Origin of the sequence: Enterobacter sp. CPE_E890 (assembly GCF_046521475.1) — a bacterium.
Classification (GTDB): domain Bacteria; phylum Pseudomonadota; class Gammaproteobacteria; order Enterobacterales; family Enterobacteriaceae; genus Enterobacter; species Enterobacter adelaidei.
On sequence record NZ_JBKFZW010000001.1, the window covers coordinates 3,954,118 to 3,978,061 of the forward strand.

15 protein-coding genes and 1 pseudogene are annotated in these 23,944 nt (G+C 48.9%); 4 read left to right on the forward strand and 12 right to left on the reverse strand.

Annotated elements, in window-relative coordinates; genetic code table 11:
* Positions 1-277 precede the first annotated feature (277 nt).
* Both ACLHV9_RS19580 and ACLHV9_RS19585 read left to right on the forward strand, forming a co-directional pair.
* The gene (locus ACLHV9_RS19580; RefSeq protein WP_257247493.1) at positions 278-685 is read left to right on the forward strand and encodes a DUF1090 domain-containing protein; all 408 of its coding nucleotides are present in this window, start codon (positions 278-280) and stop codon (positions 683-685) included.
* Between the two features lie 83 nt (positions 686-768).
* Positions 769-2,898, forward strand: coding sequence for a fimbria/pilus outer membrane usher protein (locus ACLHV9_RS19585; protein ID WP_250365914.1), 2,130 nt, complete (start codon positions 769-771; stop codon positions 2,896-2,898).
* A gap of 28 nt (positions 2,899-2,926) precedes the next feature.
* Here ACLHV9_RS19585 and ACLHV9_RS19590 read toward each other — a convergent pair whose 3' ends face one another.
* The 7 genes and pseudogenes from ACLHV9_RS19590 to ACLHV9_RS19620 form a co-directional block, all read right to left on the reverse strand.
* On the reverse strand, positions 2,927-3,811 hold the full coding sequence (locus ACLHV9_RS19590) for an N-acetylmuramoyl-L-alanine amidase (protein WP_374760266.1): 885 nt from the start codon (positions 3,809-3,811) through the stop codon (positions 2,927-2,929).
* A gap of 122 nt (positions 3,812-3,933) precedes the next feature.
* Positions 3,934-7,779, reverse strand: a complete 3,846-nt coding sequence (locus ACLHV9_RS19595; protein WP_407220996.1) for an inverse autotransporter beta domain-containing protein — start codon at positions 7,777-7,779, stop codon at positions 3,934-3,936.
* A gap of 143 nt (positions 7,780-7,922) precedes the next feature.
* Positions 7,923-8,351, reverse strand: a complete 429-nt coding sequence (locus ACLHV9_RS19600) for a DUF1090 domain-containing protein (protein WP_257247495.1) — start codon at positions 8,349-8,351, stop codon at positions 7,923-7,925.
* Positions 8,352-8,400: 49 nt separating this feature from the next.
* Positions 8,401-8,928 (reverse strand): helix-turn-helix transcriptional regulator, encoded by a 528-nt coding sequence (locus ACLHV9_RS19605; protein ID WP_407220997.1) that lies wholly within the window; start codon positions 8,926-8,928, stop codon positions 8,401-8,403.
* 214 nt (positions 8,929-9,142) lie between these two features.
* Entirely contained in the window at positions 9,143-9,706 is a 564-nt protein-coding gene (locus ACLHV9_RS19610) for a hypothetical protein (RefSeq protein ID WP_407220998.1), read from the reverse strand.
* 91 nt (positions 9,707-9,797) lie between these two features.
* Positions 9,798-14,639, reverse strand: a complete 4,842-nt coding sequence (locus ACLHV9_RS19615) for a YadA-like family protein (protein WP_407221193.1) — start codon at positions 14,637-14,639, stop codon at positions 9,798-9,800.
* 162 nt (positions 14,640-14,801) lie between these two features.
* Positions 14,802-14,930 (reverse strand): annotated as a pseudogene (locus ACLHV9_RS19620) (ESPR domain-containing protein); the annotation flags it as partial.
* A 312-nt stretch (positions 14,931-15,242) separates the two neighbouring features.
* Between ACLHV9_RS19620 and ACLHV9_RS19625 the strand changes: the two are divergent.
* On the forward strand, positions 15,243-16,160 hold the full coding sequence (locus tag ACLHV9_RS19625; RefSeq protein WP_257247500.1) for a LysR substrate-binding domain-containing protein: 918 nt from the start codon (positions 15,243-15,245) through the stop codon (positions 16,158-16,160).
* A gap of 663 nt (positions 16,161-16,823) precedes the next feature.
* Here the strand turns inward: ACLHV9_RS19625 and ACLHV9_RS19630 are convergent.
* Together ACLHV9_RS19630 and ACLHV9_RS19635 are read right to left on the reverse strand one after the other, a co-directional pair.
* Positions 16,824-17,342 carry a hypothetical protein gene (locus tag ACLHV9_RS19630; protein ID WP_250365922.1) on the reverse strand — a complete coding sequence of 173 codons (519 nt, stop codon included), beginning with the start codon at positions 17,340-17,342 and terminating at the stop codon, positions 16,824-16,826.
* Between the two features lie 51 nt (positions 17,343-17,393).
* Positions 17,394-18,677 carry a tyrosine-type recombinase/integrase gene (locus ACLHV9_RS19635; RefSeq protein WP_257247501.1) on the reverse strand — a complete coding sequence of 428 codons (1,284 nt, stop codon included), beginning with the start codon at positions 18,675-18,677 and terminating at the stop codon, positions 17,394-17,396.
* A 233-nt stretch (positions 18,678-18,910) separates the two neighbouring features.
* On the opposite strand from ACLHV9_RS19635, the gene mutS reads away from it, so the two are divergent.
* Entirely contained in the window at positions 18,911-21,478 is a 2,568-nt protein-coding gene (mutS, locus tag ACLHV9_RS19640) for a DNA mismatch repair protein MutS (protein ID WP_407220999.1), read from the forward strand.
* 80 nt (positions 21,479-21,558) lie between these two features.
* Here the strand turns inward: mutS and ACLHV9_RS19645 are convergent, their stop codons facing one another.
* The 3 genes from ACLHV9_RS19645 to ACLHV9_RS19655 are packed head-to-tail and all read right to left on the reverse strand — an operon-like array spanning position 21,559 to position 23,810.
* Entirely contained in the window at positions 21,559-21,780 is a 222-nt protein-coding gene (locus ACLHV9_RS19645; protein ID WP_028016852.1) for a non-oxidative hydroxyarylic acid decarboxylases subunit D, read from the reverse strand.
* A gap of 10 nt (positions 21,781-21,790) precedes the next feature.
* Complete coding sequence (locus ACLHV9_RS19650) at positions 21,791-23,218, reverse strand: non-oxidative hydroxyarylic acid decarboxylases subunit C (protein ID WP_023308982.1); 1,428 nt, start codon at positions 23,216-23,218, stop codon at positions 21,791-21,793.
* Positions 23,208-23,810 carry a non-oxidative hydroxyarylic acid decarboxylases subunit B gene (locus tag ACLHV9_RS19655; protein ID WP_108091035.1) on the reverse strand — a complete coding sequence of 201 codons (603 nt, stop codon included), beginning with the start codon at positions 23,808-23,810 and terminating at the stop codon, positions 23,208-23,210. Before ACLHV9_RS19655 ends, ACLHV9_RS19650 begins: the two co-directional genes overlap by 11 nt.
* Between the last annotated feature and the right edge of the window lie 134 nt (positions 23,811-23,944).

Sequence of the window (23,944 nt, forward strand, 5' to 3'; positions counted from 1 at the left end):
TTATCTGTCGTTTACAATTCAAATCTGCAATCCAATGCACTTATCCACACAATAGTCATCCCCCTTCAAACACACGCCTTCCTCAGTACATATGGAATATTTTACGCCGTCATCTCCGTTCTATTTATGGAATAATAAGTTGCTTATATGTCCATTAACTTTCTAAATTCATGATGTATACTTTTCGCCGGTGACGAGATAGCACCGAATATTTAAATCTTTGCTTAAGATAATCAATTACGCATTATTATCCATTTTTTAATTAAAGGAATAATTCATGAAAAAGTTAGCATCTGTAATAGCTCTGGCAGCTTCCGTTGGTTTCTTCGCTTCAGCACATGCAGGTCAGAATTGCACGGCTAAAAGCGCCGCTCTCGAAAAAGAAATTCGAATTGCTGAACAGTTTGGTAACACCTATAAAGCCGCTAATCTGAAAAGAGCGCTGGCAGAAGTAAAAGCTCACTGTTCTAACGAAAGCATCAATGCTGATTCACAGAAAAATGTGCAACAGCTTGAGAAAAAACTGGAGAAAAAACGTCAGGAAATCATTCAGACTAAAGCAAACCTGAAAGATGCGCAGCAAAAAGGTGACATTAAGAAAATTGAAAAATACAAGCGTCAGCTGATCGAAAAACAGGCTGATATGCGTGAAATCCAGAAAGAACTGAACCGCGCACGCGGTTAATCTGTTCGTTCAAAAACAATAATTTATTTTACGGGCGGAGGATTTTTCTGACGCCCGTTTTGTTTTTTCAGGAATGTTGAGGGATGAAAACCCAATACAACTTATTCTTTACGTTAATGATCGTTACCAGTCACCCAGCATTGGCTGGGAAAATGACACAGATAATTATCAATGATACAACTAAAGGTTCGATCAATTTAAGGACCATTGATGGCATCCCTTGTTTAACACGCCCACTACTAGAGGAGTGGGGGGTAAAAAAATCGATTATCAAGCATTTTAAATGGACGTCAAAACAGTGTCTTTCTGAGGAATCAATAAAACAATATTCACTAGAAAGTATATACCACGGCGAACGTTCTGAGCTCACATTGAATGTGCCTTCGGAATACCTTCACGCTCAACAAAACGGCGTTCGCACCAGCCGTTGGGAAAATGGCATCAATGCCGCTTTTCTCAACTATCGCCTGGATATCGATCATACGCATCCTCAATCCAGCTGGGAAAGTGCGGGAACCGAGGGAACGCTGGTCATGGAAAATGGCATTAACTTTGGCCCATGGCGGCTACGCTACCAAAATACCTTCTGGCGTGAGCGTGATGGCAGCCATGGCTCGTACAGCAACAATATGTTCCTGTGGCGCAGTATCACCTCATTACGTTCACGATTAAATATTGGTGATGGTTATAGCCAGCCGTCATTATTTAGCAGCATTCCCTATCGTGGTATTTCACTCTACAGTGATGACGCCATGTTTCCGGATAGCTGGCGTAACTATGCGCCCCAAATCAATGGATATGCACGCAGCGAAGCGGAAGTCACTATTCACCAAAACGGTGAGCGCGTTTATCGCATGCTTGTGCCTCCGGGCCCGTTTACTATTCGTGATTTTTATCCTCCCTACGCGCAGGGCAATCTGGAAATGAAAGTACAGGAGAGTGATGGCACCGAGCGCACCCATTGGCTGCCATGGTCGCTGATGCCAAACCTGGTGCAGCATGGCATTGTTACTTATGATTTGACCTACGGTCAGTACCATCCTTCCTATAGCAATCAATGGAGCACGCCCTATATTTGGCAAAGTGGCGCTTCCTGGGGTATCGCGCCCCAAATAACAGTATTCAGCGGCTTCCAGCAAAGTGAGGCCTATCAAAGCGTCGTTGCTGGCGCAGGCAAAAATTTAGGGGCGTGGGGAGCAATTTCCGCCGATTTCAGCACCGCTTTCTATCACGAACAAACAACAAGGCATCATGGAAATGTCTGGAGAATGCGGTATGCAAAAGCGTTCTTTCAAAGCGAAACCAGCATTAGTGCCCAACTCCTCTGGTATCCACCGGCAAGCCAGTACCGCACGTTAGAAGAGAAGATCCACTGGGCCAACGCCTACGCGAATTACGGGGAAGACGAGAAACAGCGGCGTGCCGTGCAGTCAACGTTAGAACTGACACAAAATTTCAATGAAGACTCCAACCTGAGCCTGTCCTGGCGATGGGAAAAAGGACATGGTACCCGACGCCCATCTAACTTTACTTCACTTAGCCTCAACACCGTGTGGGAAAATATTGATATCTCTCTTTACGGTAGCTATGAACACAGCACGTCTGAGGGATCAGGCGCTATGCTGGGGTTGAATGTCAGCGTGCCTTTCAGCGTTGGCGGGCATACCAGCAATATTGCCTGGGTGAATGATTTGAACAACAGGACGGCCAGCAGTCAGGGCGTCAATCTGTATGGCTCCGCGCTCGAAGACGCCAGCCTGCGTTATGATGTTTCGGGGCTGCGGAACAGCCACGGAGAGAGTCGTTTTGCCTCAAGCCTGGGTTATCAATACAACGCCGGCGAGGCAACGATTAGCGTGGATCATAGCGCGCAGTTTAAGCGCTATCATGGTGATGCAAGCGGCAGCATTATGCTGCATAAAGGCGGGGTCACTTTAGGCCAGCAGTTAGGCAATGCCATGGCTCTTGTAGAGGTAACGGATACACCAGACATCGGTTTCTATAACCAGTTTGGCTCAACCACGAACTCCCGGGGTGAACTCTTGGTCAGTTACATGACGCCATGGCGTCTAAACCACGTTACGGTTGACACCTCAACCTTACCCGATGGCACAGAAATGACCGAAGACGAACTGGAGGCAGTTCCAACCGATGGTGCCATTATCAAGCTACGCTTTCCAAAGCCCGTGACAACCAAAGACACGCCACGCTAACCGAGTGGCGAGTCGGGTATATCTTGCCTTATTTTTCCGGGCGATACTTTTCATTCAACGCACAGGCGATGGCTTCCGTTTCGGCATCGGCTTCTCCCCGAGTATCGTCCGGACGGAAATGCATCTGAAACGCACTGATGATTTTACGAGTGGTGTCGTCTAACATGCCATTCTGCGGCATTTCAGTATAGCCATAGCGGAGTAAGGCCTGCTGGAGGGTAACAATATTGCCCTTAGTATGTGGGTTTCGCCCGGCGAGATAGGTGTTTATCGTGTGTTCATCCGGCCATGCTCCAATTCCCATTTGCGCCAGTGCTTTCCATGGAAATAGCTTTCCGGGATCCTGTTTTCTGAGCGGTGCAATATCACTGTGACCCACAACGTTGTCCGGCGTTATTTTATAACGCTGAATAATATCCTCAGCCAGCTTAGAGAGCGCAATAATTTGCGAATCATTATACGGATACCAATGCCTCAGCCCCTGTTCATCATCAGCATAACCTCGATTAACGATTTCGATACCAATCGACGAATCATTGAGATTGGTTCTGCCATTCCAATGACTGACGCCCGCATGCCAGGCCCTTTTCTTTTCATCAACCAGTTGGATTACGACGGGTTTATCACGTTGAAAAACCGGGTTCTCTGGAATGAGATAATGGGCGCTGACAAACTCTCCCTGCAGAGACGTCATTGAGGCCTCTTCGTCTTGCGCGGTATAATGGAACACCAAAAATCGTGTTCTATCATTTACTGCCTGCGCGCCTTCAACGAAGTTAACGAAATACGTACTTCTCTCTTCAAGATTACTATTGCTATTTTTACATCCTAAAAGTGCCATCACGATTATAGCAGGCAGTAAACACCGCCCTTTCTTCGCGAAGGTGAAAAAAGTCTCATCCTGCATAGTCATTAACACTCCTATAAAATATTTCAATTACACGATATGAACCCTATGCTGATGGCTCACGAAAAATATCAATGTGGCAGTTTTATAATAAAAAAATGTCCCTGCGGAGCCGCGGGGACATGACTTTAATAACCTAATCCATAACAGTTAACGCGTTGACTTGAACTCAACCAATCAATAACGCATTGGTTATCACCTTTATCGAGATAATTAAATTTCACGTTAAACCTATTGTTATTCAATATCTCGTCTTCAGTGGGAACCCAGCTTCCATACTGCCCAGCCACCGCACGCTGACTGCCCACGACCCAACCCTGGCTGAACCAGTTGTCCATCACGGTAATGGGTCCCCGTTCCGGTCTACCTCGCATTCCGATAGATGAACGATTGCTGGTCCCGTAGCGGCCAAAATCAAACCAGTTCTGCATCACCTCCATAAATTCACCCGCTATCTTTTGCGATGAATAGAGATGCATATCAAACTGATGATATGCACCCCGCCCGCCCCCATTCAGAATGAGATTGTGGTGCGCAGAATACCCCTCGCCAGACTGACCGCTGCCGGCAATAGAGTGTCGATTTTTATCGAAAAGATTGCAGGCCACTTCGGCAGTTGCTTTACCATTCTGCGTAACTACGCCATAACCCAGCTGCGACTTAATATTATTGTGAATATAGCTATGATGGACTCTGACGTCAGAGGCTTGCTTAACGCTCACCGCGGCCCATGGCCAGTTCCACATTTCCATATTATCGACTTCAATATTTCGGCTTCCTGCAACCGTCTGAATACCAATGGTGGTGTTTTTGGTGGTCGTCCCGCCATAAGGCCCTTCATAGCGTAGTCCGGACAAACGCGTGTCACTTTCCATAACAATTACAGGGAACTTGTAGGCCTGTTCATCTTTATAGGAGACCTTGAGTCTGGCGCCATCGCTTCCTTGACTTCCCCTATCGCTAAATAACGTAGTCCCTTTTTTAATGACCAACGCATTCTTCACCATAGGCAATTCAATATTCACATCACCGGGAATATAGATATAACGCTCGCCACTCTCGGTAAGCGCCTTTAATGTGGCATAATCTCTTGCCTCCTTATATGCCACATTCTTTTTGTCAACCTTATTCAGATAGCCATTCCCACCCCCAACCACCGAGCATTGCCCGTTCGTATTAAGCAAACGCGTGATCACAACGATGTTAAGGTTTAGAGGGGAAGAAGCCGTGCCTTTATTATCGACCGCCCGTACAGAAACGGTATATCCATTTTCGCCACCAACCGTAAAACCAGGTAAATGCAGCTGTAAAGTATTATTGTTCGGCGTGACATGACCACCGGCCGCGATCAATTCCGCTGCTTCAATTTCATAGCGGGCGATACCATATAAGCTCTCAACGGACATCTCAACCGAAACTGTGCTCGACTCATAGCCGGTTACGTCTGTCTCCGCCGTCAACTGAACAGGAGCCTGATTCACCTTCACTTCAATGTCCACACTGTCACTGACATTACCCAGCGTATCCTTGCCCGTCACCTGAACGCGGTAAAGTTGGCTTTCACCCGTTTTGTATGAGGGAAGCTCAAATCGATATTCAGGCATGGAACCTGTTATCTTGCCGCCGGCCGCCAAAAAAGCTTCGGCACTAAAATGGATTTCACCTGGCACCGATGCATCCGATGTGAGGGTGATAACCGCAGGGATCGTGCCCAACTCGTCGCCTTCGATCCTGGCTGGCGCGGTAACGGTAATCACCACGGGTGTAACCTCAACAATCATGCTTAAGGTCGCCGAAGGTCTTCCCTGCTTGTCCCATGCGGTCGCAAGTATCGTGTACTGGTTATTGCCCTGTCTGTTCCATAGAGGTAGATGAACCCTGTAAACTCCGCGCTCATTGAGCGCAATCTCACCACCCGCCTTGAAGAAACGGTCGCTTTGCCACTCGATACGATCAATACCGGCAACCGCGTTAGCCTGTGGAGATATTTCCAGCGCTTCACCAGATTTACCCACCAGCCGATCGGTAAGTGAAAATTCAATACTGGTCGACGTAACAGAAACCGTCGTGCTAACTGGCGCTGAATGATGCCCTTTATCGTCTTTAGCCAGAAGCGTAAAGGGATACTGATTATTTCCGCGTTCAGTCCACACTGGCAGAGTCAGCCATACTTCATCTTTATCCACTCTTACCTTCCCTCCGCTGGCGATAAACTCAGGCGCTTCCCAATCGAGAGTCAGGTTTACCGCTTTGGACCGGTTTTCATAAGGTAGCCTGAGGGTTTCAGATTCATTACCCGAAACGCTTTGCGGAAGTACCAGCACAATAGAACGAGGTTCAACTGTGATTTTTGCCTCCGAAACGTTAGACGAATTGCCTCCACTGTCAGTCACCGTCACTCTCACTGCATATTCATTTGTTCCTTCGGGTTTGTAAGAAGGCATTACCGCGTAGCTGTTAAGGCTGTAATCATCTTCACCCGTCGACGATTTCTGTATAAATTTACCGCCTGCGGCTAAAAATTCTGGCGCATCCCAGTCAATTTTTCCTATCGTGTGCAGCGTTCGTGCATTGAGCCCCATTGGCAGGGTTTGCCCTTCCTCTCCACGGATATCACCCGCCAACGATATTTTGAGCAGCTGTGGCAGTACCTCTACATTCACATTGAACGATGGAGATAAATTCCCTTTTAAATCGACTGCACGCCCTTCCAGGGTATAAATATTGTTTGCGTTTTCTTTCCATTCAGGGAGCAATAACGTATATCCGCCTTTTTCAAAGACCACGTCTCCACCGGAGTCATAAAACGCCTCTCCCTGCCAGACAATACCGGAAACGGCATATTTAGAATCGATCCCAAGATTCAGTGCCAGGCTGCTGTTTTCAAAACCTGATACATATGTATTAGCAGGTAACGAAAAAAGAGACGCCTTCTTATATTCGAGGATCATATTATGATTTCTTTCTACGGGCTGATAACGCATTCCGGGAGCCGTGTGATTGAATCGTACGATATCGGGATCGAGATGCTGTTTCAACGTCATTCCCGGTTGCCAGGAGAGATTCAATGAGACAGAAAAATCGCTCCGTTCACTGCCGGGCGTGATGGACTTTTGAAAGGAGATACCTGCTAATGGCACCGGGGTATAATTAACACCCAGAGAAAACAGTTGTGGCGATTTTTGTAGGTTTGCCGGACCCAATATCCCCACTTTACTACCATAGTAACGGCTCCATGCTAGCTGCCCACCAAGCTGTGGGTATGCTGGTAACCGACCATCGGCACGAATATCAACCCCATTGGCAATGCGTTCCTGATAGTCAATGAGATCCGGAGAATCTTTCCAGTCGCTGAGACGGAAATATCCGTTGGTTGCCAGACGGAAATAATCCTGAGCAAATTCAAAACCCGTACCAAGACGCTTATGGCGACGACTGAAGTCGTGATCGTAAAACACATTAACACCAAGCAGGGCACTTTCATAAAGTGCATAACGATATCCAAACCCGATGTTTGCCATCGTTCTTCCCCCTACTCGCCTAATACCCGTCTGTGCGAAATAAAGGCTACTGTGTTGCTCATACCAGGGGAGAAGAATATCGAACTCACTGCCTTCCAGCCGGCTATCATTGAGGTTGATTTTCATGCGAGTCGTGCCGTAAGAAGAGAGATTTTCCTGCACTGCAGCACTGAGCAAACCTGTACTAAGATGGCTGGCAATCATGCCTGGTTGTCCGGATGCCCCTTCTTGTCCCAACATCTTTGCCAACTGCGCTCCTGCATGAAGCCCTTTACTTTCAGCACGTTGTTGTTCTTGCTGTATGGCAGCCGCAATCTTCTGGCCGGGATTTGCCAGCACTTCTTTATTTGCCGTGGCATTATCTTCAGCTGATACTGTTTTTACCAATATCAGTAGCGAAAAAGCCCAAACATATCTAACAACCCATAGGCTAAAATTTAATAAGTGTGGCAACAGTTTATTCCTTTAAACAGAGGCTCATCTTAAAAATAAAAATGACATACTCAGGGACTAATCCTCAAATACAAATAGACAAAAATCAATAATCCAGATAGCAACCAGATAGAAAGTGACGCTAATTTATCTTTCATAAGAAATTAGTCCTCAATCACTCCCGGGATACTTTCCGATAATTCCTTATAATATTTCAACTCTAGCTCCGCCTGGCGCAACTTACCCCTTTTCTTGATAATTTCCTTATGATTTCCTTTTGCGATAGCCTTCTCCAAATCAACTCTTTTTTCTTCAACCTTCATTTTTTTATTCAGGACACGTCTATTATTGTCTATTCCGAGATAAGGCATATGGCCCTGGTTCAAACCGCGGTAGCCGTATTGGCATTTACTTTCAACACGTTCTAACGCGTATTGAAGGCCATTAACCCTATGCACATTCCCATATCGTTGGGCATAATCAAGTTGACGCTTTAATGCAGCTTGTTTTCTATGGCACCAGTCATAGCTTGCATGAGTAACACCAGGAATAAGAAGTAAACTGAAGAAAATAAAAAAATATCTTTTTAACATTAAATTATCTCTTGTTAGTAAGGACATAGAAAAACTAAAAATGATGTTACTAATTGAAGCGTTCAACAAGATAAAGCTTTGCAAAAAGTTCCGCATCTGAAGAAACACCCATTTTTATCATCGCTGTCTTTTTTAATGCGTAAATGGTTTTGATAGATTTCCTCAAGAAAGATGATGTAAAACTAGCACTCCAGCCTTTTCTTAAAAGCATAATTACTTCACGTTCAGATTTAGTTAATTTTATTCTCTCTCGATTATTTTCAAATTCAATTATTTTAACTTTCAATTCATCGGAAAAATCCATGGAAAACTTTGAATCAATAAAATAAAGTATCTCGCAGAATCTTATTTTATGTATTAATCTGAACTGTCGCTCTGATGCGAAGACTGCTACTTTACGCTGAAAGGTATTTTCCAACAGACACCGTTTGATTTGTTCAAAAGTCATACCCAAGAAAGAAATTACGTCCATATCACTATTTTTCAATAATGAATTATAGGTGCCCTCTGCATGATATTTTCCTGCTAACGCGCTCAATCCCTGAATGAAGAATACGTCATCACTTAAAATATTCAATTCAACCTCCTTGTAAAACAATCCTTGTGAAAATCACTGCGTCATAACAAATTCAATTAACGATTCCGCTCTCGTTACATTCTGATTATACAAATATAACTCCTTACAGAAAGATCTAAATTAGGAATAAACCATCCTATATATGGAACGATATAAACAGCAGCTAATAAAATTAATGCCGATGTAGGCATTAATTTATTATGTTCAACAACAGTTATCTAGCAGTTTTTTTCCCTACTGGAGAATTACTGGAGTTAATGTCCTTTTCAGAAAGCGTCTTTACAGCAAAATCAGGTAAGTCACCATAATCAATTATTTTATTTTCCAGTGCAACGGTAACCTCATCAGTGACATCTACCTGCTGGTTCGCAAAAGTCACAACCGCTCCTGTGAGCACCATGGAGTAGCGTTTGGATAACGTCTCTTTGATTTGTTGGTTGATGGCTTCTATATTTTTCCTTTTTATATACCCGAGTTCTTTTGTCCAGATAAGTTTAATTAATGAGGCATCATACAAAGATGACTCATTACGTTTATCTTCTGGGAGCAGACGATATTGTTTTTCCGCCTCATGCGCTAAAGAAAACAGCTTTTGTTTGAGGGATATAATCCGATTGTCAGATTGTTGCTTGATTGCTGACTCATTCAGCACTCTATCAATATCAACATAAGCGACTGTCTTCACAACGCCAGGAGAGTAATGATAATACAACGCAAAGCAGAGCAGTAAAGCAACAGCCACACCCCACCCCATATTCATAAAAACGCTCTTTTTCATCTTTTGGCCATTAATATATCGTGGCGGGATTAATAATCTAATAAACTATTAATCCCGCTTGGTTTTACCTATCTTTTTCAGAAAATCATACTTACCACTGATAACCCACGCCTACTGAAATACCTACATCATTTTTCGTATTTGCGCTGCCATTAATTTTTGTAATCCACTTGCCATTCTCCGAAATCTTAGATGCACCAATGGCAATAGCGGACTGTCCATTATAGGTACCACCACCTAACGCCATCATCCCCGAACCCGCACTATAGGGTTGTGGCATAGCGCTCATGGCCATCGCCGAAGCCACGCCGGCACTTAATTTATGTTCAACTTTGTCGATCTTCTGAGAAAGCCGGGAGAACTCACGATTTACATTTGTGCCTATGTTATTAATACTACTGCTGATTTCGTTTAATTGCCCGAGATTGACGGCATCAGTGTCTTTTGTCCCTTTTGCCACATTGGTAATCTGCCGCTCAGCGCCTTCGCTCCCCACTGATACCGAATTATCACGATCTGCAATAGCATTATTGCCAAGCGCAACCGAATTTTCTGCGGTAGCTTGAGCATTAATCCCCATAGCCATACTATTTGCTTTCCCCGCAGAAGCATTCGCCCCTAATGCAATAGCATCTGAACCTGTCGCCTGAGGCTTATTCCGAGTGGTGGCATTATTTACGCTTAGGAACGAGGAGGTTGCTGACTGGGTAATCTCTTTTAACTGACCAACCGTAGCAACATCGTTATTCGCGATACCATCCGCAACGCCACTAATAATTCGATCGCCCGCAGTACCGTTAACGGATACTCGTTCACCGCCTTTCTCCGCACCAATAGAGATGTCATTTGTTACACCGTCAATTTTGACTAAACCGGCGCCACCCGACGTCAACTCAACAACCTCATCCATCAACACGTTAAGATCGCTACTATTTTTATTGACCTGATTGCTCAACTCAAATAGTTGAGAGCCGTTAACGGCATCAGCGCTATCCGCTGATACCCGTCCAGTGTTGACGCCACTCAATACACGGTTACCTTCACTGCCAGCAATCGATACATAACCTCCACCGGATGTTCCGCCGATAGATATTGTTTTAGTGTATTGATCCTGTTTAACGATCCCCACATTACCGGTAGAGATATTGTAATTCAGGTCATTAAACATCGAGTTTAACGTAGCAATATTGCTGGTATTAAGCGCAATATCATTTGTATTTTTAGTTACGCGCTCGTTGGTGCTGAACAGCTGGCCGCCGTTTACCGCCTCGGTGCTGTCCACCGTCAGCATACCCGCCTTCACCCCGGACAGGCTTCGTGCCCCCTCTGTCCCCGCTATCGACATCGACGTGCCGTTTGACGCCTGCGCTACGGTGATCGCCCGGCTGGTCGCATCCTGCTGCACCAGCCCCGTGCTGCCGTCATTCAGGTTGTTGACGATATTAGTCAGGCTGCTGCTCAGCGAGCTCACGCCCGTATCCAGCAGCGCCATCGCGTCACCCACATTACCGGCAGTCTGGCCCTGCACGCTGAAGCTCGGACCGACAAAATCGCCCGTAGCATTGACCTGCGCACCGCCGCCCAGACTCGCCGCCACACCGCGCAGGTTGGCACCGTTCTTAATGACCCCTGCGGTGTTGGTGGCTATGTTGAGGCTGTTCGTGGCAATCGCCTTACGATTGCTGGCTATGTCGGCTTCATTCACGCCAACCCGCTCGTTGGTGCTGAACAGCTGCCCGCCATTTACTGCCTCACTGCTGTCTGCCGAAAGCAGACCCGCCTTCACGCCCGACAGTGCGCGCGCACCTTCCGTGCCCGCTATCGACATTGACGTGCCGTCTGACGCCTGCGCCACGGTGATCGCCCGGCTGGCCGCATCCTGCTGCACCAGCCCCGCAGTGCCGTCATTCAGGTTGTTGACGATATTAGTCAGGCTGCTGGTCAGTGAGCTTACCCCCGTATCCAGCAGCGCCATCGCGTCACCCACGTTACCCGCAGTTTTACCCTGCACACTGAAGCTCGGACCGACAAAATCGCCCGTAGCATTGACCTGCGCACCGCCGCCCAGACTCGCCGCCACACCGCGCAGGTTGGCACCGTTCTTGATGACCCCTGCGGTGTTGGTGGCTATGTTGAGGCTGTTCGTGGCAATCGCCTTACGATTGCTGGCTATGTCGGCTTCATTCACGCCAACCCGCTCGTTGGTGCTGAACAGCTGCCCGCCATTTACTGCCTCGGTGCTGTCCACCGTCAGCATACCCGCCTTCACCCCGGACAGGCTTCGTGCCCCCTCTGTCCCCGCTATCGACATCGACGTGCCGTTTGACGCCTGCGCTACGGTGATCGCCCGGCTGGTCGCATCCTGCTGCACCAGCCCCGTGCTGCCGTCATTCAGGTTGTTGACGATATTAGTCAGGCTGCTGCTCAGCGAGCTCACGCCCGTATCCAGCAGCGCCATCGCGTCACCCACATTACCGGCAGTCTGGCCCTGCACGCTGAAGCTCGGACCGACAAAATCGCCCGTAGCATTGACCTGCGCACCGCCGCCCAGACTCGCCGCCACACCGCGCAGGTTGGCACCGTTCTTAATGACCCCTGCGGTGTTGGTGGCTATGTTGAGGCTGTTCGTGGCAATCGCCTTACGATTGCTGGCTATGTCGGCTTCATTCACGCCAACCCGCTCGTTGGTGCTGAACAGCTGCCCGCCATTTACTGCCTCACTGCTGTCTGCCGAAAGCAGACCCGCCTTCACGCCCGACAGTGCGCGCGCACCTTCCGTGCCCGCTATCGACATTGACGTGCCGTCTGACGCCTGCGCCACGGTGATCGCCCGGCTGGCCGCATCCTGCTGCACCAGCCCCGCAGTGCCGTCATTCAGGTTGTTGACGATATTAGTCAGGCTGCTGGTCAGTGAGCTTACCCCCGTATCCAGCAGCGCCATCGCGTCACCCACGTTACCCGCAGTTTTACCCTGCACACTGAAGCTCGGACCGACAAAATCGCCCGTAGCATTGACCTGCGCACCGCCGCCCAGACTCGCCGCCACACCGCGCAGGTTGGCACCGTTCTTGATGACCCCTGCGGTGTTGGTGGCTATGTTGAGGCTGTTCGTGGCAATCGCCTTACGATTGCTGGCTATGTCGGCTTCATTCACGCCAACCCGCTCGTTGGTGCTGAACAGCTGCCCGCCATTTACTGCCTCGGTGCTGTCTGCCGAAAGCAGACCCGCCTTCACGCCCGACAGTGCGCGCGCACCTTCCGTGCCCGCTATCGACATTGATGTTCCGTTTGACGCCTGCGCCACGGTGATCGCCCGGCTGGCCGCATCCTGCTGCACCAGCCCCATGCTGCCGTCATTCAGGTTGTTGACGATATTAGTCAGGCTGCTGCTCAGCGAGCTCACGCCCGTATCCAGCAGCGCCATCGCGTCACCCACATTACCGGCAGTCTGGCCCTGCACACTGAAGCTCGGACCGACAAAATCGCCCGTAGCATTGACCTGCGCACCGCCGCCCAGACTCGCCGCCACACCGCGCAGGTTGGCACCATTCTTGATGACCCCTGCGGTGTTGGTGGCTATGTTGAGGCTGTTCGTGGCAATCGCCTTACGATTGCTGGCTATGTCGGCTTCATTCACGCCAACCCGCTCGTTGGTGCTGAACAGCTGCCCGCCATTTACTGCCTCGGTGCTGTCTGCCGAAAGCAGACCCGCCTTCACGCCCGACAGTGCGCGCGCACCTTCCGTGCCCGCTATCGACATTGATGTTCCGTTTGACGCCTGCGCCACGGTGATCGCCCGGCTGGCCGCATCCTGCTGCACCAGCCCCATGCTGCCGTCATTCAGGTTGTTGACGATATTAGTCAGGCTGCTGGTCAGTGAGCTTACCCCCGTGTCCAGCAGCGCCATCGCATCACCCACGTTACCGGCAGTTTTACCCTGCACACTGAAGCTCGGACCGACAAAATCGCCCGTAGCATTGACCTGCGCACCGCCGCCCAGACTCGCCGCCACACCGCGCAGGTTGGCACCATTCTTGATGACCCCTGCGGTGTTGGTGGCTATATTAGCCGTATTAATTGAGATTAAAGCACCGTTACTAGCAATATTTGCTTTATTTAAAGTAATGTCTGATTTATTGCTGGAGATATTATTTTGGTTTGCCAGAATATCATACTTAACCGCATGCAACTGACCACCAGTTACTGCATCCGTGCTCGTATCAGTAACTAATGCATCGGCCAAATTCGTTAATCGCGTTTTATTTCCCGTTGTTCCCACTGTAATAACACCTTTGACACCAGCATCATCATAACGAATGGTAGCGTTCGCAAGATTCTTCATCCCGTCACTGAGGTTACTTAACGCTGCTTCAACGGTATTAAACGGCGCCGAAGGTGCCACAGCAGATCCGGTTTTAACATCAATGCTATTGAGCATGTATAGCGGCCCCTTTATCGCCCCCGTCATAGCATCCAGCGATGCGCCGCCACCCAGCGCGTTTAAAATAGGCGTTAGCTGTTCCACAACAATGGCATCATGAGTGTCAGTTCCCGCCGATAGATTAATCAGTTGCCGCCGCTGACTGGAATTTCCAAATGAGACCGTATTTGCACGATCGGTTATGCTGGCATTACCAATCGCGACAGAATCGGAAGCGTTCACCACGGCATCAGCCCCTAGAGCAACCGATCTCTCACCCGCAACGCTGCTTGAGTTACCTATGGCTGTAGAACGTTGACCAACTGCATTAGCCTCTTCACCAATCGCGATAGTTGCTCTTCCCTCTGCGATGCCGTTAATTGCTATGGATGACCAGTCTTCCCCAGTTTCACCTTTTGCTACAGCACCAATACCAATGGCGACACTCGCAGCACCTTCAGCAAACGCGTCGTCACCGCTACCATGCTCGATCATAATAGTATTATCGGGCACATCAATTATCCCTACAAACGGTTTTATCGCGATGCGAGATAATAAATTATTGTGTTCCAGATGTGAGGCGGAGGCCTCTTCAGTTAACGCATTATCAGTAATTTGAATATCCGGGATGTTGTCCCCAGAATGATGAACAGAGGCATTAACCAGAGAGGAGACTAACGCTGCATTACTCACAACCAATATAGAGACAAGCGTTGATTTTTTTCCAGTCCTTTTTGCGTGTTCAGATACAGCAATAAAGCAACACTTGACACAGTCCCAGACTAAACGATAGATCCTATTCATTTCAACCCTGAAATTAATATCTGGATAACAGACTCACACAAAACATTAGAGTGCATCTGTTTATCTTTTATGGAAAGCATAAAAATCACTCTACTGAACGAAGAGAAAATAGTGGCTAACTGAATGTGTTACCTGCCCAGTGATTTAAAGGCCATTATTCCTAAATCCTTCACTTATCTTCATCCTTGTGTTATCAGTAAAAGTAATCATCCCCACCTGCTTTTTAGATTATACAACCTTTACATCTGAACGTAAGATTTAGGTGAAGGAACTCTTCTTTCCATAAATAGAACAATGATTGCAGGAGCGCATATGCCAAGACTAAAATATGACCTTGATGATTTATATATTTTTTCTCTGGTGGTAAAATTCAAAGGATTTAGCGCTGCGGCCCATGCAGCCGGGATCCCTAAGTCCAGAGTATCAAGGAGAGTGAGCCATCTTGAGGAACAGCTTGGTGTTAGGCTCTTAAACCGAACGTCGCGACAAATAAGCCTAACCCACATAGGGAAAATGTTTTACGATTACTCATTAAAAATAACGCAGGAGGCTCATCAGGCGCAAATTGCCGTTTCTAATATTCAGGGCGTCCCAAGTGGTGTGGTCAAATTAACAGCGCCTACAGCGCTCTCTAATTTTGTATTATCTCAGGCTATACCTGAATTTATGAAGAAGTACCCTGAAATTAAGATTATTGCCTATTCCGACAATCAGGAGACAAACTTGATTTTAAATGGCATTGATTTTGCCATAAGAGGTATTGACCAAAGTTTGCCGTCATCCAGCCTCATTCAGGTGCCGCTATGTCAGATTTCGTGGGGGCTTTTCGCCACTCCTGAGTATATTTTAAAAAACGGAGAGATCGCCGATGTACATGAACTCAAAGAACACAACATCCTCTTATTTAACCAGCAGGGAAAACACCCGGATATCATTACACTTTACGATAAAAACAATGAAGAGGTTTTGATTGAAACAACGAAAGCGCTGGAAAGTGACGATGTGCAGATCATCAAGCAAAGCACGCTTAATCACGTTGGGATAGCTTGTTTGCCGTACTACTCTGTACGTGGTGAGGTATCAAATGGCGCTCTTGTTCAAATTCTTCCTCAGTGGAAATCAAGGAATGGCCGTCTTGTTATTCTTTATCCATCCAGAAATGGGATTTCACTGGCGACCAAGCTGTTGCTGGAATACATCAAACAGGAACTTCCACGAATCGCAAACTGAAAGAGTCGAGATGGACTGTTATCTTAAAAGGGCTTGGTAAAGGCTGGTTACTGGCTTATTGTAGAAAATCTGATCCTGAATTAATGCGTTGAGTCAGTTTACAAGGCAGAACGCATTTGATGTTCTGCCTTACTCATGTTCATTAGTAAACCGGGAGTCAACTGCCCATGATTATCGAGCATATGCTCCTTTAGAAAGGTGAACTCTATAACCTGAGCCATTAAAGTGATTCAGCCTTCAAGTATGTTGATTAACGGTCAGGAACGCGTCTTAGGGTGATTTACACTATAAAGTCTGCACTTTCCCACCGGCTGCGATTTTTATCTTCTTAACCCTAACAGCATATCAGTTCAGGGCCAATCCATACGGTGAGCGATGAATTTGGGTCAGGGTCAAGTCCAGTTGATAACAGGAGATAAGATACGGGCCAGAAACCGCAATGCACGGGCTTTAAGTTGATTTTGGTAGACTTGTGAAGAGTTTAAAATGGTGCGATAATAGGAGTCGAACCTACGACCTTCGCATTACGAATGCGAGCCAACTCCAAAATGAGTACAAGCCTGAGTATAAAGAAATGAATAATTTAAATAAATCAATAAAATCAACATATTATATCTCAAATCACGAATTAACGTCTAAAAGGTAACTTCATTGCGTTTTCTCTTAATCCTCTGGAATCATTCTTAATGCTGCATCAAGTTCATCATTTAACATGCTGCCTACAAACAAACTTTGTGAGGCAAAGTATTTTACTCCCGGGCCAAGAGCACCAACACGCTTTAAAATACGTTGCTGCGCTGCATAAGCTGGCTTTATTCTACTATCAACATCTTTCCACCATTTGAGACCATACTTTCTAATTATCTTCCCCTTTACTCTTTTAAAATACTCCTTACTATCTTCACCCTTATAAGAGACTAATACACTAGCCCAGATCATTTTCTTGTGAATAGATAGTGCCCTATACTCCCGCTCAATTAAATCAATTCGAACATTAGGATGTAAAAGCAAGCTACCATCAAGTATTTTACGTTTTATCCACAAACATCTGGCACACTCATAGATACTTTTCTTGACTTCTTTTTCAAGATGTCTGGTATAAGTTGCCCAAGTTTCTAGATCATCAACTAATGATAATTTCTCAATTAGAGTTTGCTGTTCGGTATTGAAATCGCTAAGCATGAATAATCCCTTCTATTGCAGCAACATAAATTAATAATGCATCTGTATTTGTTATTTTATCAGGCCATCCAAGTAATCCGCCCATACCTGCAGCCATTTCCGGCACTCAGCATCATACTTATACAAGTTGTAGATCCCTTCAACACCGCCACGTGTATGCCCCAATACGGCCTCTGCTACCTCATTTGGACACTGCAAACGAGATAACCCCGTTCGTACTGTACGACGCAGATCGTGCGGCGTCCAATGAGGCATATCAAGCATTTGACCGCTTTCACGTAAACGCCATGAGTTTTCAGTTAGATACTTCTGCTGAATTGGCTTCTTAGTGGCTTGCGAAGGGAATAGATATTTGTCAGAGGTAAGGCGTAAAACCTTGAGAAAGTCGATTGCCTGATCAGATAACTGTACGTAGCGCTCTATCTCTGTTTTAGTTTCTCGCAGATGAATAGTGCCTTTTTCAAGATCAACATCCTTCCATGCCATATTGCAGACTTCACCGGTACGACACCCGGTCCAGAGAGTCAGACGTAACACGTTTTTGATCGTTGGCGTGTAAGCCGAACCCGGAAGCCATTTAAGGAATTTTGCTAGCTCGTCCTCGCTCAGTACTCGTGTTCCACGTCCGTTTGTGAGCTTGATTCTGGTCTGTCGCAAGCTGGATTTTGCTAACAACGCCGGATTCGCAAAACTGTCATCAAAACGACCAAGGCCAATAGCAAACTCATAAGCGAGTGAAAGTTCCCTCAGAACATTACCAGCCTGTACGTTTGCGCCTCTGGCAACAATGCCATTAATTAAATTGATAACATCCTGGCGCGTAATCTCAGCAGCATTTCGTGTTCCTAAGGTTTTAACGGCATCACCATAAAGAGTGCGACGAACCTCTGCTTGCCCTTTAGGCTTTCTGGCACCGGGAATGATCCTCCCATCCTTCGTTTTACGATCCTCAATACGCTCGGTAAGATACAGTTCAACCAACCCTTCAACCGTCAGCACTGGCGCTTTTGGTTTTTGGCTCTCTTCTAATAACCGTTGCTTCTCATCTTTTAGCTCAGACGCCGGACAGCGCCCTTCATTTCTGATTAGTTTGAGTTCTTGCAACTTCATACGTGCCATTGCGAGCGAGGTTTGCGGGAAGCTGCCAATTTTTACCTGTGACAGCTTATTGGTCACTGGGCTAGTATAGCGGTAGAAAAAGGTCTTGATACCAGAAGCACCGCAAGTCACACGCAGGCCCCGGTTCTCACCCGTATCAGCCTTGTTTTTGTCCCCAGGCTTCATCATTTCGACCGCTTTGGATGACAAAGGTTTGCCTGCTGGTTTATCCGTCATATAAGATCCATTTTATGGCTAACCACTTGATTTATTAAGGCTGAAATCCAGCCTTTGTTTCCAAGTGTAGGTTGTGAGTTTATTGAGTGCAATTATACCATAACCTACATAACAACCTACACTTTGACCTACACTTACAAGTGGGTTTTGGTGATTTTTTATGAGACAACGTGATATCTAATGAGAACAACAAAAATCACAATTTACTTTAAATTCAACGGAATATATAAATTATGTCACTGAATGACAACGTAAACTTAGATTCACACACCCCAATGATGCAGCAGTATCTTAAGCTGAAGGCACAGCATCCGGAAATCCTGCTGTTTTACCGTATGGGCGATTTTTACGAGCTGTTTTATGACGATGCTAAGCGTGCATCGCAGTTGCTCGACATCTCGCTGACCAAACGTGGTGCATCGGCGGGTGAACCCATTCCTATGGCAGGTATCCCGCATCACGCGGTAGAAAACTACCTGGCCAAACTGGTGAATCAGGGCGAGTCCGTCGCCATTTGCGAACAGATCGGCGACCCGGCGACCTCTAAAGGTCCGGTTGAGCGCAAAGTTGTGCGCATCGTCACGCCAGGTACCATCAGTGATGAAGCCCTGCTGCAGGAGCGTCAGGATAACCTGCTGGCGGCACTCTGGCAGGACAGCAAAGGGTTTGGCTACGCGACGCTCGACATCAGCTCCGGACGTTTTCGTCTGAGTGAACCGGCTGACCGTGAAACGATGGCTGCCGAATTGCAGCGCACCAACCCGGCAGAATTACTCTATGCCGAGGATTTCGCCGAAATGGCGCTTATCGAAGGCCGTCGTGGATTGCGCCGCCGTCCGCTTTGGGAGTTCGAAATTGATACCGCGCGTCAGCAACTGAATCTCCAGTTTGGCACCCGCGATCTGATTGGCTTTGGCGTCGAAAACGCCCCGCGCGGACTGTGCGCAGCAGGTTGTCTTCTGCAGTACGTGAAAGATACCCAGCGCACCGCCCTGCCGCATATCCGCTCTATCACGATGGAGCGCCAGCAGGACAGCATCATCATGGATGCCGCTACGCGCCGTAACCTGGAGATCACCCAGAACCTGGCGGGTGGCGTCGAGAATACGCTCGCCTCGGTCCTCGACAGTACGGTGACGCCGATGGGCAGCCGTATGCTTAAACGTTGGCTGCATATGCCGATTCGGGATACCGATATGCTGGTTTGCCGTCAGCAGACGATTGCTGCGTTGCAGGATCGTTATACCGAGCTGCAGCCGGTCCTGCGCCAAGTAGGCGATCTGGAACGTATCCTGGCCCGTCTGGCTCTGCGGACAGCGCGCCCGCGCGATCTCGCTCGTATGCGTCATGCTTTCCAGCAGTTGCCGGAACTGCGTGCTCAGTTAAGCGACGTAGACAGCGCCCCTGTTCAGAAACTCCGCGAAACCATGGGCGAATTTACCGAGCTTCGCGAGCTGCTGGAGCGTGCCATTATTGATGCACCTCCGGTTCTGGTGCGTGATGGCGGCGTGATTGCCCCTGGCTACAACGAAGAGCTGGACGAATGGCGCGCGCTGGCCGACGGCGCAACAGACTACCTTGATAAGCTGGAAATCCGCGAGCGCGAGCGACTTGGGCTCGACACCCTGAAAGTGGGCTATAACGCGGTACACGGTTACTATATTCAGATCAGCCGCGGGCAGAGCCACCTGGCACCGATTCACTACGTGCGTCGCCAGACATTGAAAAATGCAGAACGCTACATTATTCCTGAGCTGAAAGAGTACGAGGACAAAGTTCTCACCTCGAAAGGCAAAGCGCTGGCTCTGGAAAAACAGCTGTATGACGAGCTGTTTGACATGCTGATGCCGCACCTGGCCGACCTGCAACTGAGCGCCAGCGCGCTGGCGGAACTGGACGTGCTGGTGAATCTGGCGGAACGTGCTGAAACGCTGAACTATACCTGCCCGACCTTTGCCGACAAACCCGGCATTCGCATTACCGAAGGTCGTCACCCGGTGGTAGAGCAGGTGCTGAACGAACCGTTCATCGCTAACCCCCTGAACCTGTCACCGCAGAGAAGGATGTTGATCATTACCGGCCCGAACATGGGCGGTAAGAGTACCTACATGCGCCAGACAGCGCTGATCGCGCTGCTCGCCTACATCGGCAGCTACGTCCCGGCGCAAAACGTGGAGATTGGCCCCATCGACCGCATCTTTACCCGCGTGGGCGCAGCGGACGATCTGGCTAGCGGCCGCTCAACCTTCATGGTTGAAATGACCGAAACGGCTAACATTCTGCATAACGCGACGGAACACAGCCTGGTGCTGATGGACGAAGTCGGACGCGGAACATCAACCTATGATGGTCTGTCACTGGCATGGGCCTGTGCTGAAAGTCTGGCGAATAAGATCAAGGCAATGACCCTGTTCGCAACCCACTATTTCGAGCTGACACAGTTGCCGGAGAAAATGGAAGGGGTTGCTAATGTCCACCTTGATGCGCTGGAACACGGCGACACTATCGCCTTTATGCACACGGTGCAGGATGGCGCGGCGAGCAAGAGCTATGGCCTGGCCGTCGCAGCGCTGGCGGGTGTTCCTAAAGAGGTGATTAAACGCGCGCGTCAGAAACTGCGTGAGCTGGAAAGCCTCTCACCGAATGCGGCTGCAACGCAGATTGATGGCACACAGATGTCGCTGTTAGCACCCGCGGAAGAGACGTCGCCAGCAGTAGAAGCCCTGGAAAACCTCGACCCGGATTCCCTGACGCCGCGTCAGGCGCTGGAGTGGATTTATCGGCTGAAGAGTTTAGTGTAGTTTTTTGCCGGGTGGCGGCTTCGCCTTACCCGGCCTACACAACCCGTAAGCCCGGTAAGCGCAGCGCCACCGGGCTTTTTTTACAGCAACGGCGGAATGGTCGGCACCTGTGGTGCCTCGTCAATATCCTTCTGCGTCATGCGAAATGCTTCCGGATAGTGATCCCGGCTGGTACGACGCAGCGGTTCAGTATCACGCCAGGTATACAGGCAATGCTGGCACTGATACACAGTCCAGACCCCTTTCACGGGAGATGTCGCCATTACTTCAATGTGTTCATCGGCACAACGTGGACAAATCATCTTTTCCTCCTTATTGACGTGCAGCCAGCATCGCGGTCAGTTTTTCCGCCCAGGCTTTAGTTTCGGGTAAATCCTGTACCGGCTGGCTATAGTGGCCACGGGTGTCCGGTGCAACTGGCGTCGTAGCATCAATAATCAGCTTGTCGGTAATACCCGCCGGGCTCGAACCAGGGTCAAGTTCAAGCACTGACATGTTCGGCAACTGCACCAGATCACCGGCCGGGTTCACTTTCGATGACAGCGCCCACATCACCTGTGGCAGGTTGAACGGATCGACATCCTCATCCACCATAATGACCATTTTCACGTAGCCCAGACCGTGCGGCGTGGTCATGGCACGTAAACCAACCGCACGAGCAAAACCGCCGTAGCGTTTTTTAGTAGAGATAATCGCCAGCAGACCGTGGGTGTACATCGCGTTAACCGCCTGCACTTCCGGGAATTCCGCTTTTAGCTGCTGGTAGAGCGGCACGCAGGTGGCTGGCCCCATCAGATAGTCAATCTCGGTCCACGGCATGCCGAGGTAGAGGGATTCGAAAATCGGTTTGGTGCGGTAAGAGACTTTGTCGATACGGACCACCGTCATGTTACGACCACCGGAATAGTGGCCAGTAAACTCACCAAACGGCCCTTCGATTTCACGCTTGCGGCCTTCGATCACCCCTTCGAGGATCACTTCTGACCCCCACGGCACGTCGAAACCGGTCAGCGGTGCGGTAGCAATGGGATACGGGCTTTCACGCAGCGCGCCGGCCATTTCATACTCGGACTGATCGTATTTCAGCGGTGTAGCGCCCATGAGCGTGATGATTGGATCGTTGCCAAGCGTTATCGCAATTGGCAGATCTTCCCCGCGCTCTTCCGCTTTGTGCAGATGCAGAGCAATGTCGTGCATCGGTACCGGCTGCAGGCCCAGCTTGCGCTTGCCCTTCACTTCCATGCGGTAAATACCGACGTTTTGCTTGCCAAAATGATCGGGGTCCAGCGGATCGCGCGAGACAACGCAGGCTTTATCAAGATAAAAACCACCGTCCCCGTCATTCAGGCGAAACAGCGGCAGAATGTCGAACAGGTTAATGTCTTCACCGTCCACCGTATTCTGCGCCCAGGCCGGGTTAGCGCGGCGCTCCGGTGTGACGGGGAATTTATCCCAGCGGCGGATAAACTCGTCGATCTGTTTTTTGACCGGGGTGTTCGCAGGCAGTCCCATCGAAATGGCGTGATTCTGCCAGGAGCCAATCGTATTCATCACGACACGGGCATCGGTAAACCCGCGAATATTGTCGAACCACAGCGCGGGGGCACCGTCGCCAATACGTCCCGTTGCGTTGGCTGCCGCAGCCAGATCCGGCTCGGCGTTTACCTCTTCCTCAATTTTCAGCAGTTGCCCTTGCTCATCGAGCGCCTGCAGGAAGCTTCTCAAATCATCAAATGCCATCTTTATTCTCCTGTGAAAAATGTTTCGCCTCCTGCAACCCGTTCCAGCGGCGTGCCTTTTTATGCTCCAGACCAAACTGGTCAAGCACACGGGTCACAATATGCTGGGTAATGTCATCGGCGGTTTGCGGGTGGTTGTAATACGCAGGCATGGGCGGCACCATCGCCACGCCCATGCGGGAAAGCGCAAGCATATTCTCCAGATGAACGGTGCTGAGCGGCGTTTCACGGGGAACCAGCACCAGCTTACGCCCCTCTTTCAGCACCACATCCGCCGCGCGTCCCACCAGCCCTTCAGCGTAGCCTGCGCGGATCCCCGCCAGCGTTTTCATGCTGCAGGGTATGACGATCATGCCGTCGGTGCGAAATGAGCCGGATGAGATGGTGGCGGCCTGGTCAGCCGGACTGTGGACAACGTCAGCCAGAGCAGCAACGTCCTGCGCGGTGTAAGACGTTTCCAGCTCAATGGTGGTTTTTGCCCATTTCGACATAACCAGGTGGGTCTCCACCTCCGGAATCTCCCGCAAGGCCTGGAGTAGCGCCACGCCCAGCGGAGCACCTGTCGCCCCTGTCATTCCCACGATCAATCTCATTCAGCACCTCAATTATTTTGTTCGCACACGAACATTAAAACTAAACTACTCCCGAACCATTTTCCTGACAAGATCGTTCGCACACGATCACACGAATCGCTAAAAAATGCCGCGTTAAAATCCGGAGCAATAGC